Genomic DNA, 16,026 nt, shown 5'->3' with positions numbered 1-16,026 from the left:
GGCCGCCGTCATGAGCGGCGCGCCGGGTTGCGCGCTTTCGATGGCGGCCTACAAGGAGAACTGCATATGGAACTGACAGGCGAACAGATTCTGCCGCTGCCGCGCGAACGCGTATGGGCGGCGTTGAACGACCCGGAGATTCTCAAGGCCTCGGTGCCGGGCTGCGAGTCGTTCGAACGCGTCGACGATAACCAGTTTCAGATGGTGATGGCGGCGACGGTGGGCCCGATCAAGGCGCGCTTCAAGGGCAGGATGATGCTGACCGATCTGCAGCCGCCGCAATCGTATTCGATGACCTTCGAAGGATCGGGCGGCGCGGCGGGATTCGGCAAGGGCGGGGCGCACGTCGACCTGCTGGCGGATAGCGGCGGCACGCGTCTCGTGTACCGGTCGCACGCGCAGGTCGGCGGCCGTCTCGCCCAGGTCGGCGCGCGGCTGATCGACGGGGTCGCGCGCAAGATGGCCGAAGACTTCTTTGGCCGGTTTACGGAGGCCGTCGTCGGACGGCAGGCACAGGTATCGGACGACGGGGCAGCGGCGGCAGCCGATGCTGCATCGGATGGCACGACCGTCCATGCCCCGTCCGGCGTCAAGCAGCATGCGCGGGAACAAAGCGTCCAAGGCACGAGCAGCAAGACCCTGATCTGGGCGTTGGGCCTCGTAGCCGTCATCGCGCTGGCCGCCGTGTACGCATTGCATTGATCAGAACGACGGGGAGAGGAGACGACAATGCAAGAAAGCAATGCGCTGCATCGCGCGGTGAGAGAAGAAGCCGCGCAGAATGCGGCCGTTCATACGACGGCAGACGCGGCGAAAGCGGCGTTGATCCGGCGGATCGAGAGTGTGCCGTTCTCGCGATGGCATACGAAGGCGCGCATCATCATCGGCAGCGCGACGTTCTTCGACGCGTTCGATGCGCTGTCGATCGCATTCGTGCTGCCCGTGCTGATCGGTCTGTGGCATATCGGGCCGCTCGAAATCGGCGTGCTGATCGGGGCGAGCTACATCGGGCAATTCGTCGGCGCGCTGATCTTCGGCTGGTATGCGGAGCGGCACGGGCGCATCCGCAGCGCGACCATCTCCATCGCGATCATGTCCGTGATGAGCATGGGCTGCGCGATGAGCGGCAGCTTCGCGTTGCTGCTCGTGTGCCGCTTCGTGCAGGGCATTGGCGTAGGCGGCGAGATGCCCGTGGCGGCAACGTACATCAGCGAGCTGTCGAACGCGCACGGGCGCGGCAAATACTTTCTGCTGTACGAGCTGATCTTCCCCGTTGGATTGATGGCGACGGGGCAGGTTGGCGCGTGGCTCGTTCCTCTCATCGGCTGGAAGATCATGTTCTGGATCGGCGCAGTGCCGGGTTTGATCATCGCGCTGCTGGTTGCACGTTTGCCAGAGTCGCCGCGCTGGCTGATTTCGAAAGGGCGTCTCGACGAAGCCGAGACCGTCGTCAAGGCGATGGAAGCGAGCACCGATCGCCGCATCGCGCCCAGTCAAAGAAAGCAGCCCGACAACGCCGGCGTGAATGCGCGAGCAGGCTGGCGCGAACTGCTGTCGCCGTTCTATCGCGGACGGACGCTCGTCGTGTGGGTGCTCTGGGCGAGTGCATTCTTCATTGCGAACAGTCTGAACAACTGGCTGCCCACGCTGTACCGCTCGCTTTATCACCTGCCGTTGCAGACGGCACTGCGGGCCGCATCGATGACGAACGTCGCGCAGGTCGCGTTGCTGCTCGTCTGCGCGTATGTGATCGATCGCGTCGGGCGCCGGAACTGGACCGTGGCGGCCTTCTGTCTCGCAGCCGTGCTGTTTGCGTGCCTCGGGCTGTTCGGCGCGCATGACGTATGGAGCGCAATGGTGCTCGGCACGTTGAGTTATGGACTCGTGGGCTCGATTGCGGCCGTGCTTTATCTCTACACGCCCGAGGTCTATCCGACCCGGATGCGTGCGACCAGCACCGGGCTCGCGACGTCGTGGTTGCGGCTGGCATCGGCCGTTGGGCCATCGCTTGCCGGTTTGCTGCTGCACAAGCATGGCATCGCTTCCGTGTTCGTGATGTTCGCGTTGGTCGCCGTGGTCGGCGCGCTCTGCGCGACGAAGATGACGGAGACGCGCGAGCGAAGTCTGGAAGAAATTGCGCCTTAGGCAACGGTCCGCTTTCTCAACATGTCGACCTGCAAGGAGCATGACGAAACAGCGAGCATGGACTGAGCGTGAGACGCGGCAACGGGTCTGTCATCGACTGTAACGAGTTGCGCTTCGCCGATGCGTCGCGTGTGGCGCGTGGCATCCGTTTCTGGGGGTAAGATGGGGTTTACGCTAAAGCCCTATCGGAGGCCACCATGAAATTCATTGCGAATGCTGCGGCGCTTTCAGCAGCGTTGTTGTTACCGCTTGCCGCGTACGCGCAGTCAACTGCACCGCTCACCCGTGCAGAGGTCCGTCAGCAAATCATTGAAATCGAGAATGCGGGTTATAACCCGTCGACATCGGATTCGACTGCGTATCCCGAGAACATCCAGGCCGCGCAGAAACGTCTCGATGCGCTCAAGGCGAGCGATGCCTATGGCGGTGTCGCCGCGACTTCGGTCAGTTCCGGCTCAGGGCGGAAGTTCTATCAGGGCGATGATTCGCAGTAAGCGTGGTTCGCGACGAGTGGCAAAGCCGCGGGCGTGTGACACCAGCGGCGAGGAATTCGTTTGTCTGTCATCGTGGAACGGCGGTTAGCGGATTGCGCACGCTATCCGGCGCGTCAGTGCCCACTTGAAACGGCTTCATTGCTGCCTGCCACATGCCGAACCAGTCGACGAGCATTGGGTTGGCGTTTTGCACATTCCCGACCTTCGCTGCTGTCTCTCTCGTCGCGATGGTGTTCACATCGGGTGATCCCGACAGCAACGCGTCGAACATGCGCAATCGAAGCTGCGGCGTCCAGCTCACCCGCAGATCGTCGAGTTTGACTTTTAATTCCGCGAAGCAGGCTGCCAGCGCTTCATTGCCGTTCTCACGCCAGAATCGCGACGCGTGATCCGCATACCATTCGCCGACGCCTAACGCGACGTTGGTCGGGTTCGTCAAACTTTCTTCATAGAGATGCTGCAACCACAGGAAGCCGCTTTCGACATTGTCGATGCGGCGTTCCCGTACCGCGTTGCGAGCCAGAAACTCGAGCAGGCTGGTGTCCGTTAGCACTTCATAAAGCTGCAGGTATTCCGCGTTTTTGAAGAACGTGCGCGCATCGAATGGGTCCGGTTTTTCGTCGAACAGATAGACACCGATTCGCGACGAAATGCTGCCATCGAAAAAGCCGAGTTCCCAGGGCATCCATACGCCAAGCGAGTTGTCATCGTTTGCGGCGGCACGCGAGTAAGCAAAGATCAGGCAAGTGGCTCGGGAGAGATTTCTTCGGATGATCTCTACCTTTTCCTGAGTGACGTTGGCTCGGTCGTCCAGTTCGACAAGATCTGTGTCGCGAAACGTCGTGAAGCCGTGCGACTCGATTTTCTTCTGGAGCCCATCCACTTTGTCGCGGTCGCGGAAACGATAGGACAGGAAGACGTCGTAGAAGCGTTTGGGCGGATCGTCCGTGCGTTCCTTCTGATCTACGCGCATGCTGAAACCCTCCAATGGCGTTGCAGGTTTCTCTATGCCGCTGCGCAATGATCGCTGCACGCGATCCGCAGCGAATCAATGAATCACGGCGATAACCTGCTTGTACAGCGCGAACCTGTCCTTGATACCGATGGTGCCACCGTTGATGCGATGGGTGATTTCTGCGAAGTCTTCAAGGTCGTTGTCGTCCGTGCGATCATCCGCCAACTCGTTAAGCCCGCGGCTTTGCCAATACCATGCAGCGGTCGAACAGGCAAACTCGGGTTGCACGAGCAGATCCGGTTGTGCGAGAAGTTTCTCGTCGATCGCTTTTGCAGCCGCCGCATAGTTGCTGCGTCCCGTCAGCTGGATGAGGCCTCGTCCGCGAAAGACATAACCGTCGTCGCTTTGCTCATTGCCATTGCCCATCCGGTTGGCGTAGACGAAATCCGCCAGCTTTCTGGGATTGTTGATATAGGGCGTCGTCGCCGCTTCATTCGGAAACCGTTTTGGCCAGGCCCTCATAAGCGCGGCGGCGCTGTAGTTGAGGTTCTCTTCGAGGTTGTTGAATTGCCCGGACTCGTAGCCCGTCTGCGCAAGAAAGCTGGCGATGCGATCGGGCGTATTGATGCCGAACTTCGGCAGCGCCGCATTCAGGCTGTTGGCCCATGCATCAGGCGCTTTGCAGCGCGGGAAGACACGCTTGAGGGAATCGGCGTCTAACATAACTCCTCCGTTACATATCGAGCACGTGGCTCGCGCGAGTGAGTGCCGCAGAGGGCAAACGTTCAGCACGCGGATCGTTTCAAGCCGCTCAACTGAATGCGAGACTGTTTCGACGACAGACCAGTGCGGTCATCTCTATTGGGTTAAACGAATCTGCGGCTGTCGTAATGTAAAAACGAGGATGGCGATTCTGCGTATCGGCTAACCATGAAGATCTTTCGATCTGTGCGATCGGCAACGTAAGACGGGATGTTCGACATTGGTCTAAAGGCCAATTGATTTTTACCGGCGTGCATCCAATAGTGAAGCGACCAGGTCAAACGTCGTCCGCTATACGGGCCTGGCAAGGGAGCAGCGAATCGTCTTGAGGCGTGGGGGTACGAAATGCGGTTCAAACTTGCGTTGGCCGTGATGTCCGGCGTACTTGCGCTCTTTCTTGGCATCTCTTTCGACACCGGCGCGCAAGGCACATCGCCCGCTGATTCAGCCGCGACCACTTCGTCATCGGTCGGAACGGTTCTTGCAAATCCCCCTCAGCCGCGCCCCAATCCGCAGTATGTGCCTGGGTTTCATGGCGTCATCAATCTCGATGTCCGCAATTCGAAGTCCGACTGGACGCCATTTACGCCCCAAAAGGCGCCGCAAGGTGCGCCCAACTTCCTGTTCATTCTTTACGACGACACGGGCCTCGCGGCGTGGTCGCCTTACGGCGGACGCATCAACATGCCGACGCTGGACCGGCTTGCGGCAAACGGCCTGACTTACACCCAGTGGCATACTCCCGCACTTTGCTCCCCGTCGCGTTCGACCATTCTGACGGGACGCAATCACCACCTGAACGGTATGGCGTCCATCACGGAGTCGGCCAGTGGCTTCCCCGGATCGACAGGACGACTTCCCGAACAGTCGGCCACGATTGGACAGATCTTGCAGGACGCGGGATGGAGCACGTTCTGGGTAGGCAAGAATCATAATGTCGCCGAGCAGGATGTCGCATCGGGCGCCACGCGCAAGCAGTGGCCGCTCCAGAAAGGATTCGACCGGTACTACGGATTCATCGGCGGCGAAACGAATCAGTGGTATCCCGATCTCGTCGAAGACAACCGTTTCGTCGATCAGTCTTATGGACCGGAACAGGGTTATCACCTGTCGAAGGATCTCGTCGATCACGCGATCGAAATGCTGCGCGACCAGAAGGCGACGAACCCGTCGCGGCCCTGGTTCATGTGGTTCAACCCGGGCGCGAACCATGCGCCGCACCAGGCGCCTCAGGAATACATCGACAAATACAAGGGCAAATTCGACGACGGGTATGAAGCGTATCGCTCATGGGTGCTCCAGCGCATGGTCGCCAGGGGCATTCTGCCTAAAGGCACGCAATTGACGCCTTTGAACCCGCTTCCAAAGGATATTGCGAATCCGCTCGACAACGTGCGCCCGTGGGATACGCTCAGCCCTGATGAGAAGAAGCTGTTTTCACGGCTCGCGGAAGTGTATGCAGGCTTTTCCGAATACACCGACGCACAGATCGGACGGCTGATCGATTACCTGCAGCAAACCGGGCAGCTCGATAACACGGTCATCTTCTATGCGGCTGACAACGGTGCATCGGGAGAGGGCGGCCCCAACGGATCGGTGAACGAAAACAAATTCTTCAATGGCTTCCCCGATACGATCGCGGAGAATATGAGCCACATCGGAGAACTGGGCGGACCGAACACATACGAGCACTACCCGACCGGATGGGCTGTCGCGTTCTCAACTCCGTTCCAGATGTTCAAGCGGTACTCGCAATTCGCAGGTGGAACCGCCGATCCGTTAGTGATTTCGTGGCCAAAGGGAATCAAGGCGCGCGGCGAAATCCGCAATCAATATCATCACTCGACGGATATCGTTCCGACAATTCTGGAGATCGCGGGACTCGAGATGCCGAAGATGTATCGCGGAGTCGAGCAATATCCGCTGAGCGGCGTGTCGATGCGCTACACGTTCGATTCGAAGCCGAATGACCCAACCAGGAAGCGCCGTCAATACTACGAGATGCTCGGCACGCGCGGGCTCTGGGAGGACGGATGGAAAGTCGCCTCCGTTCACGCGCCATTGACGGGGCGAGGCAAGTTCGATCAGGATGCGTGGGAGCTCTATCACGTGGACGTCGACCGTGCCGAATCGAAAGATCTGTCGAAGCAATATCCTGACAAACTCAGGGCGCTCGTTCAGGCATGGTTCGACGAAGCCGACAAGAATCATGTTCTGCCGCTCGACGATCGATCGGCCCTGGAACTTCTCGGGCTCGAACGTCCGAGCGACGAGCCGCCGCATGAACGGTACATCTACTATCCCGACACCGCGCCTGTTCCCGAAGCGGTGGCCGTCAACATCCGGAACCGCTCGTACAGGATCCTGGCGAACGTCGACATCACCGATGCGGACGCGTCAGGCGTGGTGTTCGCGCACGGCTCGCGGTTTGGCGGACACACGTTGTTCCTGAAAGAGAGGAAGGTCCATTACGTCTATAACTTCCTCGGTATCAAGCCCGAGCAGGAGTTCGTTTCGAAGACGGATCTCAAGCCAGGCAAACATACGATCGGCGTGGAATTCACGCGGGAAAAGGAGGGCGAGCACGGTGAGTCGATCGGCACGACGAAGCTCTATATCGACGATCAGGTCGTTGCACAAGGACCGATGAGAACGCAGCCCGGCAAATTCACGCTGAGCGGAGACGGCTTGTGCGTCGGCTACGACAGCGGCGATGCCGTTAGCCAGGCGTACGCCTCTCCCGCGAAGTTCAAGGGAGGGAAGATATTCGGCGTCGGCGTCACGGTCGAAAAAGCCCAGTATGAAGACCTCAACAAGGAAGCGCAGCGCATGCTGATGAAAGAGTAGTTGCGTGCCGCGCTGAAAGGACTGCTTGGCGAGGCGACATTGCGGGGTATCGGATGAACGGAAAAGCGTTTGGCAGAAGACGACTCTTGCTGGGTGCGATGTCGGCGGGTGCGCTGATTGCAACTGCCGGTGTCTGGTCGTATTCGGCGAGCCGCCGTTCAGGCATCGTGACGGGCGATGGCGAGAACGGTCCTCGCGGTATGGCGTGGGTGCCCGAAGGGACGTTTCTGATGGGCAGCACGTCGAGGCGCGCGCTTCCGAATGAAGGTCCGGCGCACTCCGTCGGTCTCACGGGCTTCTGGATGAGCCAGTACGACGTCACCAATGCCGAATTCGCCGCATTCGTGAAGGCAACCGGTTACAGAACGACGGCAGAGCAGGTGCCCCGATGGGACGATCTTGCGCTCCAGTTGCCGCCCGGCACACCGAAGCCCCCGGATAGCGAGCTGGTTCCGGGCGCGCTGGTGTTCGTCGGAACAGATGAACCCGTGCCGCTGGAGGACTTTAGCCGCTGGTGGCAATTCGTGCCCGGTGCCGACTGGCGTCATCCGCTGGGTCCGGACTCGTCGATCGCGGGGAAGGAGCGGCACCCGGTCGTGCAGGTGTCGCACCAGGATGCGCTTGCCTATGCCTCGTGGGCAGGAGGGCATCTGCCGACGGAATCGCAGTGGGAATATGCGGCGCGCGGCGGCATCGAACAGGCCGACTTCGTGTGGGGTGACGAGCCGCCTCTACAGGCTGGGCCGCGCGCCAACGTGTGGCGCGACGACATCACGCGATTTCCCGTGGTGCCTCACACCAGCGAGAAAGTCGCGGTCGGTACGATGCCCGTGGGCTCGTTTCCCGCGAATGGCTATGGCCTTTACGACATGGCCGGCAACGTATGGCAGTGGACGGCGGACTGGTACAGAGCCGACGCATTTGCGCAGCTTGCGGCGCGTGCATCAGGCAAGACCATCGTTGATCCGGCCGGCCCCTCCGACAGCTATGATCCCGATGAGCCAGGCGTTCCGCTGAACGCGCCGAAACGCGTGACGAGAGGTGGTTCGTTTCTTTGCAGCGAAACGTATTGCCAAAGCTATCGGACCAGCGCCCGGCGTGGCACCGATCCGATGAACAGCATGTCCCACCTCGGCTTTCGCATCGTCATGACCGAGCCGGAATGGGACGGGCACAAGCGGACTTGATGGCATTAGTAACCATAGCCGCCCTGACACGGCACATAGGCCCTTTGATAGCTGTCGTAGCAAGCGGCTGGCGGCGGGGGCGGCGCATAAACCTGCTGCGCGTAAGCCGGTTGCTGATAGACCGGTTGCGCATACTGGGGCTGGGCATTCGCAACCGATGTCACGAGCGCACCGAGCACTGCGCCTCCGATGAGCGCGCCCACGATCGCGCCGCCATCGCCGCCGCCGTGACCATGTCCCCAGCCACCGCGACCGTGTGCAGACGCCTGCTGGGCCACCGACAAACTACCGATTAACAACAAGACAAGCGCTGCGCGTTTCATGAGATTCTCCCTTTCCCGTTTGACGGGGCATGGAGATCATCTTAAGCAGACGTTGATGAAATAACTTATGCAGTTGGTAACTGCGCATTTCAACACTTACAAGTTCCGGCGCAGCGTTCCGGCTCGATCAGACGAAGAGCGAAAAGGAATCATCGACAGCAACTGCGTAACGCCCGCGTGCAACTTGCGCTTGCTGGCGCCGTCGGCAGCCTGGACCGACAAGCCGCAGAAAACCGACATGCACAATGTGGCAAGCGCCCCGGTGTTCGCATCATGTACGAGTTCGCCTTGTTCGATGGCTTTTTTCAAGCGTTTTTCGATGGTGCGCGCCACCTTTAGCCGCAACGCCTGAAGAAAGTCTCTCAACTCGACGTGCTCCGTGCCGATACCCGCGCCGCCGAGAAAAATCATGCATCCACGAGAACGCTGCCCGCTTGTGAAAAGGTCGATGCTTGTCTCGAACATGGTTTCGAGGCTTTCGCGCAGAGTCGGGGACGAGTCGAACATCCTGAGCGCCGCGCCGCCTTCGGCGCGCAGGTATAGCTCGATTGCCTCGCGATACAGGCTTTCCTTGTTGCCGAACGCCGCATAGATGCTGGGCGAATTGACGCCCATGGCATCGACGAGATCCGACATCGAGCACATGTCGAAGCCCTTTTCCCAGAACAGGTCCATTGCGCGCCTGAGCGCCACGGTGCGATCGAATGCCCTCGGTCTGCCGCGTCCTTTGGCTTCGCCGACGTTGGCTGGCTCCATGTCCCCTCCCGGTGAGCGATTGTCCAAGATCCACGAAAACCGAATTCTATGTCGATCATAACAAAATTACGGACGTCATCCTTTGCTCGTGATTCGATATCTGTAACAGTCACCACATAAATCTCGCGACATCGACCGGATGCGTTGATGGAGCGGTTCAACATCTCAAGGAGTGTGCAATGAAGCTGGTTTCCTCGTCACTTTTCGCTGCGGCGCTGCTGGCCGCGCCGTTGCTGTCGCATGCGCAAGCGGTTTCGCAAGCAAGGGCTGACTCGCCCATGTACACCGTTTTCGTCGATACGCCTACGGGCTACACACTCGTGAAGCTGCCGGACGGCTGGAAATTCGTCGGCGCTGTGAAGCAGGAGGACGCGCGGCTCGTGCAGAGTGGGGCAGTGTCCAAAGCATCGTCATCGACGAAACATTCGAGCTGACCGATCCCTTTTTCTTCCCCGATCGATGCGCGCTCACGGCGAGTGTCGCACCCCAATTCTTTGATTCCGGCTGCGGAAATAAAACGTCAGTGACCAGTAAAGCTCTGGCGTTTGCAGCCGTAATCCTTGAAGCAGGCATCATGAGCCTCTGGATGGCACCGCTTGCCGCCGTCGACTGACGGCAATTCGAATTGGGGAAAGAAATGCTGAACATCAACACCAACATCGCTTCGCTGACCGCACAAAACAACCTGTCTGGTTCGCAAAGCGCACTCTCGCAGGCAATCAACCGTCTTTCGTCGGGCAAGCGCGTGAACACCGCTGCCGACGACGCGGCAGGTCTCGCAATCTCGACGACGCAAACGGCGTCGATCAACGCGCTGACGCAAGGCGCTGCCAACGCGAACAACGGCATTTCGATGGTGCAAACCACGAACGGCGCGCTGCAATCGGTCGTCGACAACCTGCAGCGGATCCGCCAGCTGGCAGTGGAAGCAGGCGACGGCTCGCTCGACTCGAACGCGCTGGCAAACCTCCAGTCGGAAGTGTCGACGCGTCTCGGGGAAATCACGCGTGTTGCGCAACAAACGACGTTCAACGGCGCGCAAGTGCTCAACGGCATCGGTTCCGTCAACTTCCAGATCGGCGCGTTCAACGGCCAGCAGATCACGGCTAACTTCGGCTCGCAGAAGTGGGATGCGACGAGCCTCGGCGTGAACGGCGTGTCGGTTTCGACGGCTTCGGGCGCTCAGGCAGCAATGAGCACGATCGACACGGTTCTGACGAGCGTGAACACGTTCCAGGCAACGCTCGGCGCAACGCAGAACACGTTCCAGGCTGCAATCTCGACGACGAACACGCAAGCGACGAACATGAGCGCAGCCCGTTCGCAGATCACCGACGCAGACTTCGCGACGGAAACGGCGAACCTGTCGAAGGCTCAGGTTTTGCAGCAAGCCGGTATTTCGGTGCTCGCGCAAGCGAACTCGATGCCGCAACAGGTTCTGAAGCTCCTGCAGTAATCGCTGTCCGCTCGTTCGAGCATATGGCTGCGGCGCTCCCGTAGCGTCGCGGCCCCTTGGTTGTGCTCGCCAGTGAAGGGGCTAACAGGCTTTCAGCAACACTGTGCACACCGTTCCCGACAATCCTCAAGCGTCCTCGTAAGCCGCGGAGTCGGGACGGTTTACCCCGGTCGAGGCCCTGAGCGGCCGAGGTTTTTTAGCCGGAACGATAAAGCGTACGGACAGATCAGTGGCGTGGCGCGCCCATCAGGCGTCCGCCGTGTCGCGATCGGGCAGAACGTGGTTTATTTTGCAACGCACCATGAAACGGTGTACGATAGGGTTAATACCTAGGCAATAACCCTTAACGAAGGAGTTTGCAATGAACTACGCTACTGCCACGTCGCCCGCCGTCAAAGCCGGTTTCTTTGCACGCGTCCGCGAATTTCTGATCGACGCGTGGCGCACCCACCTCGAAGTGTGCGAGATCGTCGCCGAATCCCATCGTCGGCCGCACTGAAGCCGCGCGGCGAGCAATCGCCCTTGATCGTTGAATGCCTGACGGTATCGATCAGGCAAGAACATGGAACAGCGTGCCCGACCGGGCGATCGTCATAGTCAGCGTGACGAGCCATGTAACGCCGATCCGAATCAGCATGCGCCGCCCGAACGCCTTGTCCACTTGCGGACATCGTGCCCGCAATGGCTGACGTGATAATGTGGGGCGTACTGACGGGCAAACCCGCGAGGCCCGCCGTGCCCATCAGCACTATCAGCACTATCAGCAACGATCCAGCTAACTCGAAACTGGCTCCCTGACCGGGTGCATGCGTTGCCGCCCGAGCCGTTCCCCGAGCGTGCGCACCACGCGCCGATAACCGGCCATCGTGCCGGCACCGCGACAGACTGCACTCAGCACCCGTCCCCGCCAAGGGGCATATTCAACGGGCGTGCTCATCGACTTCAGCAACATCGATGCCTCTTTGCGCTGCGACTGAGGCGCGCTTTTCTGTTGACTCACGTATTTCATTTCCGACACCACGTCGTACACACAGCCTCGAAATCGCGAGCGTGTAACGCGGTACGACGGCGGGCACCGGCTCGAGCGAGTTGGTATGTTCCCTGAAGCGCGGCGATGCGCTCGCGGATCCGTGGACCTGTTACGCTTCGTTCTCTGTCATGGAAATGACATGAAACGAACGCAAAGATATGGCCCCGACCGCCGTATACCGTGCGACCGCCCGCCGACCTGAGCGGGCAACGCCTTGACCGGCCGGTCTGGATTCACTTCCTCACACCTTCGGATCTCAGATGAAAGACCGCGAACCGCCTGCCACGCCTCCCGTCAACGAAGAAGCCGACACGCCGCAAACGCCGCAGCGCCCTGGCCGCCGCCATTTTCTCGGTGGCGTGGCCGCGGTTGCGATGGGTGGCGGACTGGCGGCCTGCGCGACGCCGTCGTCGCGCGATGCGGCCGTAACAGGCGTCGCGGTGGGGCCGCAGTTCGACCGCGCGCTGCGCTCCAAAGTCAAGACGGTCGTTGTGATCTACGCGGAGAATCGCAGCTTCAACAATCTGTTCGGCAACTTCCCCGGCGTCAAACATCCGCTCTCCGAGGTCAAGGCCGAACAGTATGCGCAGCGCGACCGCGACGGCGAGACCGTGCTCAGGCAGTTGCCTACAGTGCCCGGCGGCTGGCTGCTGAAAGATCAAATGGTGGATGGCGTCGCCTACAAAGCCGGCCTGCAATACCAGACCAATCTGCCGAACGGGCCGTTTGCACTCAAAGGCCCGAGCGGCGAAAACCTGCCGCTCTCGCTCGTCACGCACGATTTGTGGCACGTGTTCTATCAGAACCAGATGCAGATCAACGGCGGCAAGAACGACATGTTCGTCGCGTGGGCGGATTCGGCCGCCTTCACGATGGGCCATTACGCCAATACCAGCTATGACCTGCGGCTGTGGGATCTCGCCAGCGAATTCGTGCTGTGCGATAACTTCTTTCAGGGGGCGTTCGGCGGTTCGTTCCTGAACCATCAGTATCTGATCGCGGCCACGCCGCCCGTGTATCCGAATGCGGCGCAGAGCATCGCGAAGTTCCAGATTGCCGAGACGGTCAGTGGACGCCACGACGATCCCAATCTGAAGCCGCTCGCCGTCTCGCCGAAAAGCGCAATGGACGGTATTCCGAAGTTCGGTCCGAGCGCGCTCACGCCGCCGGAAACGCTCGCGGATGGGCGTACCGTCAGCTATGCCGTCAACACGATGATGCCGCCGTTCGCGCCCACGCCGTACAAGGTCGGCGCGAATGGTGTGGTCGACTTCACGCAGGACAGCAACGCTCAGGTCGTGCCGCCGCAGACGCACGAGCACATTGGCGACAAGCTGGACAAGCGCGGCGTCGAGTGGGCGTGGTATGCAGGCGCATTCCAGCAGACGCTCGACATGAACGGCAAGAACACGAACAACGCTACGCCTGTCATTCCGAACTTCCAGTATCACCATCAGCCGTTCAACTATTTCGCCGATCTCGGTCCGGGCACGGCCGCACGCCCGAAGCGTCTGCGCGACGGCGGCCTCGGCGACGACGAAAGCACCAACCGCTTTCTTGCCGACGCGCGCGCCGGCAAGCTCCCGGCCGTCACGTTCTACAAGCCGCAGGGCAATCTGAACATGCATGCGGGCTACGCGGATGTCGCGTCGGGCGACCGCCATATCGTGCATGCAGTGAAGGCGCTGCGTGCGAGCCCGCAATGGGAAAACATGGTGGTGATCGTGACCGTCGATGAAAACGGCGGCTGGTGGGATCACGTCGCGCCGCCGAAGGGCGACCGCTGGGGCCCCGGTACGCGCGTTCCCGCGCTGGTCGTCTCGCCGTTTGCGAAGAAGGGCTATGTCGATCACACGACCTATGACACGGGCTCGATCCTTCGTCTGATCACCCGTGTATTCGACCTCGAACCGCTCGACGGCGTGCGCTCCCGCGATGCCGAAATGCACGCGCGCGGACAGGCGGGCATGGGCGATCTGACCAACGCGTTGAATCTGTCGGCGTAACGAACGTTGGTGTGCCGGGGGCGCGCATCGAGGCACTCGCGAGTGCCTCGATGCGCGTCACATAGCTTTAACTTGTGATTACGCCGGCGTGTTCTGCGGGAACAGCGCGCGGCGCGTCTCTTCATCGAAGTCCGCCTTCAATGCGAGCCCGCTCTTCAATGCCTGTGCGCGAATGGCTGCCGGGCGAGCGGCAATCTCGTCGATCAGACGTTTGACGTGAGGATAGCCGGTCAGGCCTTTGTCGCCCAGGATGTAACCCGCGAAGCTCGCCCAACCCCACAGCGCCATGTCCGCGATCGTGTACTCGTCGCCTGCGAGGTAAGGGGACACGGCGAGCCGTTCGTCGAGCACGCGGTAATGACGCTCGACTTCCTTCAGATAGCGGTTGCGCGCATAGGCGATCGCTTCCGGCGCATGGTGCAGGAAATGGACTGCCTGACCGGAGAACGGCGATAGCCCCGTTCCGATGAACATCAGCCACGACAGCATCGCTCCATGATCGGCAGGCGATCGCGCAATGAAGCGATCGTGCCGGTTCGCCAGGTACAGAAGGATGGCGTGCGAGTCGAATACGGTCACGCCGTCGTCGGTGATGGCAGGCACCTTGGCGTTCGGATTGACGGCCAGGAAAGCGGCTTGATGCTGCTCGCCCTTGAACGTATCGACGGCAATCAGTTCATAGCGCACGCCGAGTTCTTCGATCAGCAGTGCAGCCTTGAGCGGATTCGGCGAAGGGTGAAAATAAAACTTCATGTCAGATCCTTGAATTGCAGGTTGGGGGAAGGGTGACGGGTTCACGGGGAGTGAGGCTGAGCCCGCTTGCGTACGCACGGGTCGGGCGACATCATTGCGGACGGGGCAGAAACTTGAGAAGCGCGTTCGTCACGACGGCAGGCTGCTCTTCGGCCACCCAGTGACCGGAGCCTTGTACATTCAACGCTTCGACGTGAGCGGCAACGTGACGCAAGTGGTCACCGATAATCGGACCGAAGCTCCCTGAGCCGCCGATGCCGAGCACGGGCATCGTGAGCTTCGTTTTTGCAAATTCGCGGTTGGCTTTCGCGTCCTCAGGAAACGCGCGGTAGTACTCGAATCCAGCGCGCAGTGCGCCGGGCATCGCGTATTCGCGGGCGTAGGTTTCTTCGGCTTCGTTGCTGAACGCGCGGGTGTTCACGGCCTCGGAATGGTGGAACCACTTGAGGTACTCGAGTTCGCGTCCGGCAATCAGCATTTCGGGTACGTCCTGAACCGAGTAGAACCGGAAGTGCCACGTGCGCGGCGTCTGGATGAGCTGATCCCACGGCTCGATCCCGGGTAACGGCACGTCGAGAATCGCGAGCGTCCGCACTTCATCGGGGTGCTGCGCGGCGTATGCGTAGGCGACCATCCCACCCATGTCATGACCGACGAGATTGATATGCGGATCGAGGTTCAGCTTCGCGACGAGCATGCGGATGTCATCGGCGATATTGGCTTTTTCGTAACCGGTCGCCGGTTTCGACGTGTCACCCAGGCCGCGCAGATCGGGCGCCAGCACCGTATAGCCGCGCGCGACCAGTTGCGGCATCACATATCGCCACATGTAGGAGGTCGAGGCCCAGCCGTGCAGCAACACGACGACGGCCGCGCCCGGTTTGCCTTGCGCCAGCAGATAGTGATAGCGCACGCCGTTCACATCGGCCTTGCCGTCCGCGATCTTCGCGACTGCTGCTGCGATGGCGGGGGCGGCAGCGGGAATGTTGTCGTCGTTCGACGCCGCGTGCGCGTAGTGCGCTGCACCCGCCACGAAAAGAGACGTGGCGATGAACGCTGATGCGAACATGTTCTTCATGGGGTTCCTTGAGTATCCAGTGAGCAGGGCAAGCGGCGATGGCTGACGACACCGATACTAAGGACAGGCAGGGAGATTGACGTGCGGCTGACGCGATGAAGATGTTCGATCTGATCGAACGTTTATCGAGGAAGAGGGTATGTCGGCAACATCGACGATTCCGTGACGAAATCGCTTCACGCCGAATCGTCCCGCATTCGTTGACACAATCTTCGCTGCCGAAGATGCGCCATC

Annotated in this window: 15 protein-coding genes; 9 read left to right on the top strand and 6 right to left on the bottom strand. The window is 60.5% G+C overall.

All coding sequences use genetic code 11. The annotated features are described in order from the left end of the window. The first annotated feature begins 66 nt into the window (after positions 1–66). The 3 genes from FRZ40_RS36590 to FRZ40_RS36580 all read left to right on the top strand — a co-directional run bounded on the left by FRZ40_RS36590 (position 67) and on the right by FRZ40_RS36580 (position 2,639). Entirely contained in the window at positions 67–702 is a 636-nt protein-coding gene (locus tag FRZ40_RS36590; protein WP_147237436.1) for an SRPBCC family protein, read from the top strand. A 27-nt stretch (positions 703–729) separates the two neighbouring features. Then, positions 730–2,145, top strand: coding sequence for an MFS transporter (locus FRZ40_RS36585; RefSeq protein WP_147237435.1), 1,416 nt, complete (start codon positions 730–732; stop codon positions 2,143–2,145). A gap of 197 nt (positions 2,146–2,342) precedes the next feature. Then, entirely contained in the window at positions 2,343–2,639 is a 297-nt protein-coding gene (locus FRZ40_RS36580; protein WP_147237434.1) for a DUF4148 domain-containing protein, read from the top strand. Between the two features lie 67 nt (positions 2,640–2,706). On the opposite strand, the gene FRZ40_RS36575 is transcribed toward FRZ40_RS36580, so the two are convergent. Together FRZ40_RS36575 and FRZ40_RS36570 are read right to left on the bottom strand one after the other, a co-directional pair. Beyond that, complete coding sequence (locus tag FRZ40_RS36575) at positions 2,707–3,660, bottom strand: hypothetical protein (RefSeq protein WP_147237433.1); 954 nt, start codon at positions 3,658–3,660, stop codon at positions 2,707–2,709. 27 nt (positions 3,661–3,687) lie between these two features. Then, a complete protein-coding gene (locus tag FRZ40_RS36570) occupies positions 3,688–4,317 on the bottom strand; it encodes a glycoside hydrolase family 19 protein (RefSeq protein WP_028364110.1) in 630 nt (209 codons plus the stop codon). Positions 4,318–4,701: 384 nt separating this feature from the next. Between FRZ40_RS36570 and FRZ40_RS36565 the strand changes: the two genes are divergently transcribed. Both FRZ40_RS36565 and FRZ40_RS36560 read left to right on the top strand, forming a co-directional pair. Next, the gene (locus tag FRZ40_RS36565; protein ID WP_147237432.1) at positions 4,702–7,203 is read left to right on the top strand and encodes an arylsulfatase; all 2,502 of its coding nucleotides are present in this window, start codon (positions 4,702–4,704) and stop codon (positions 7,201–7,203) included. 53 nt (positions 7,204–7,256) lie between these two features. Continuing rightward, positions 7,257–8,390: a formylglycine-generating enzyme family protein gene (locus tag FRZ40_RS36560; protein ID WP_147237431.1), complete on the top strand. Its 1,134-nt coding sequence runs from the start codon at positions 7,257–7,259 to the stop codon at positions 8,388–8,390. Positions 8,391–8,395: 5 nt separating this feature from the next. Here FRZ40_RS36560 and FRZ40_RS36555 read toward each other — a convergent pair whose 3' ends face one another. After that, entirely contained in the window at positions 8,396–8,713 is a 318-nt protein-coding gene (locus FRZ40_RS36555; protein ID WP_147237430.1) for a hypothetical protein, read from the bottom strand. Positions 8,714–8,809: 96 nt separating this feature from the next. Next, positions 8,810–9,388, bottom strand: coding sequence for a TetR/AcrR family transcriptional regulator (locus FRZ40_RS36550; protein ID WP_240057447.1), 579 nt, complete (start codon positions 9,386–9,388; stop codon positions 8,810–8,812). Between the two features lie 260 nt (positions 9,389–9,648). Here FRZ40_RS36550 and FRZ40_RS36545 point away from each other — a divergent pair, with 260 nt between their 5' ends. The 4 genes from FRZ40_RS36545 to acpA all read left to right on the top strand — a co-directional run bounded on the left by FRZ40_RS36545 (position 9,649) and on the right by acpA (position 13,961). Beyond that, positions 9,649–9,903 carry a hypothetical protein gene (locus FRZ40_RS36545; RefSeq protein ID WP_147237429.1) on the top strand — a complete coding sequence of 85 codons (255 nt, stop codon included), beginning with the start codon at positions 9,649–9,651 and terminating at the stop codon, positions 9,901–9,903. A 203-nt stretch (positions 9,904–10,106) separates the two neighbouring features. Beyond that, on the top strand, positions 10,107–10,925 hold the full coding sequence (locus tag FRZ40_RS36540) for a flagellin domain-containing protein (RefSeq protein WP_028364105.1): 819 nt from the start codon (positions 10,107–10,109) through the stop codon (positions 10,923–10,925). Between the two features lie 361 nt (positions 10,926–11,286). Beyond that, complete coding sequence (locus FRZ40_RS44225; RefSeq protein ID WP_155995363.1) at positions 11,287–11,424, top strand: hypothetical protein; 138 nt, start codon at positions 11,287–11,289, stop codon at positions 11,422–11,424. 791 nt (positions 11,425–12,215) lie between these two features. Next, a complete protein-coding gene (gene acpA / locus FRZ40_RS36535; protein WP_051446216.1) occupies positions 12,216–13,961 on the top strand; it encodes an acid phosphatase in 1,746 nt (581 codons plus the stop codon). 78 nt (positions 13,962–14,039) lie between these two features. Here the strand turns inward: acpA and FRZ40_RS36530 are convergent, their stop codons facing one another. Both FRZ40_RS36530 and FRZ40_RS36525 read right to left on the bottom strand, forming a co-directional pair. Beyond that, positions 14,040–14,714 (bottom strand): glutathione S-transferase family protein, encoded by a 675-nt coding sequence (locus tag FRZ40_RS36530; protein ID WP_028364103.1) that lies wholly within the window; start codon positions 14,712–14,714, stop codon positions 14,040–14,042. A 91-nt stretch (positions 14,715–14,805) separates the two neighbouring features. Continuing rightward, a complete protein-coding gene (locus FRZ40_RS36525) occupies positions 14,806–15,792 on the bottom strand; it encodes an alpha/beta fold hydrolase (RefSeq protein WP_147237428.1) in 987 nt (328 codons plus the stop codon). Between the last annotated feature and the right edge of the window lie 234 nt (positions 15,793–16,026).

The organism is Paraburkholderia azotifigens (assembly GCF_007995085.1).
GTDB classification, from domain to species: Bacteria; Pseudomonadota; Gammaproteobacteria; order Burkholderiales; family Burkholderiaceae; genus Paraburkholderia; species Paraburkholderia azotifigens.
This window is presented reverse-complemented; position numbering and strand designations above follow the sequence as displayed.

Coding starts and splice junctions, on each gene's coding strand:
- FRZ40_RS36590 (WP_147237436.1), top strand. CDS start 67: ATGGAACTGACAGGCGAACAGATTCTGCCGCTGCCGCGCGAACGCGTA.
- FRZ40_RS36585 (WP_147237435.1), top strand. CDS start 730: ATGCAAGAAAGCAATGCGCTGCATCGCGCGGTGAGAGAAGAAGCCGCG.
- FRZ40_RS36580 (WP_147237434.1), top strand. CDS start 2,343: ATGAAATTCATTGCGAATGCTGCGGCGCTTTCAGCAGCGTTGTTGTTA.
- FRZ40_RS36570 (WP_028364110.1), bottom strand. CDS start 4,317: ATGTTAGACGCCGATTCCCTCAAGCGTGTCTTCCCGCGCTGCAAAGCG.
- FRZ40_RS36565 (WP_147237432.1), top strand. CDS start 4,702: ATGCGGTTCAAACTTGCGTTGGCCGTGATGTCCGGCGTACTTGCGCTC.
- FRZ40_RS36560 (WP_147237431.1), top strand. CDS start 7,257: ATGAACGGAAAAGCGTTTGGCAGAAGACGACTCTTGCTGGGTGCGATG.
- FRZ40_RS36555 (WP_147237430.1), bottom strand. CDS start 8,713: ATGAAACGCGCAGCGCTTGTCTTGTTGTTAATCGGTAGTTTGTCGGTG.
- FRZ40_RS36550 (WP_240057447.1), bottom strand. CDS start 9,388: ATGGACCTGTTCTGGGAAAAGGGCTTCGACATGTGCTCGATGTCGGAT.
- FRZ40_RS36545 (WP_147237429.1), top strand. CDS start 9,649: ATGAAGCTGGTTTCCTCGTCACTTTTCGCTGCGGCGCTGCTGGCCGCG.
- FRZ40_RS36540 (WP_028364105.1), top strand. CDS start 10,107: ATGCTGAACATCAACACCAACATCGCTTCGCTGACCGCACAAAACAAC.
- FRZ40_RS44225 (WP_155995363.1), top strand. CDS start 11,287: ATGAACTACGCTACTGCCACGTCGCCCGCCGTCAAAGCCGGTTTCTTT.
- acpA (WP_051446216.1), top strand. CDS start 12,216: ATGAAAGACCGCGAACCGCCTGCCACGCCTCCCGTCAACGAAGAAGCC.
- FRZ40_RS36530 (WP_028364103.1), bottom strand. CDS start 14,714: ATGAAGTTTTATTTTCACCCTTCGCCGAATCCGCTCAAGGCTGCACTG.
- FRZ40_RS36525 (WP_147237428.1), bottom strand. CDS start 15,792: ATGAAGAACATGTTCGCATCAGCGTTCATCGCCACGTCTCTTTTCGTG.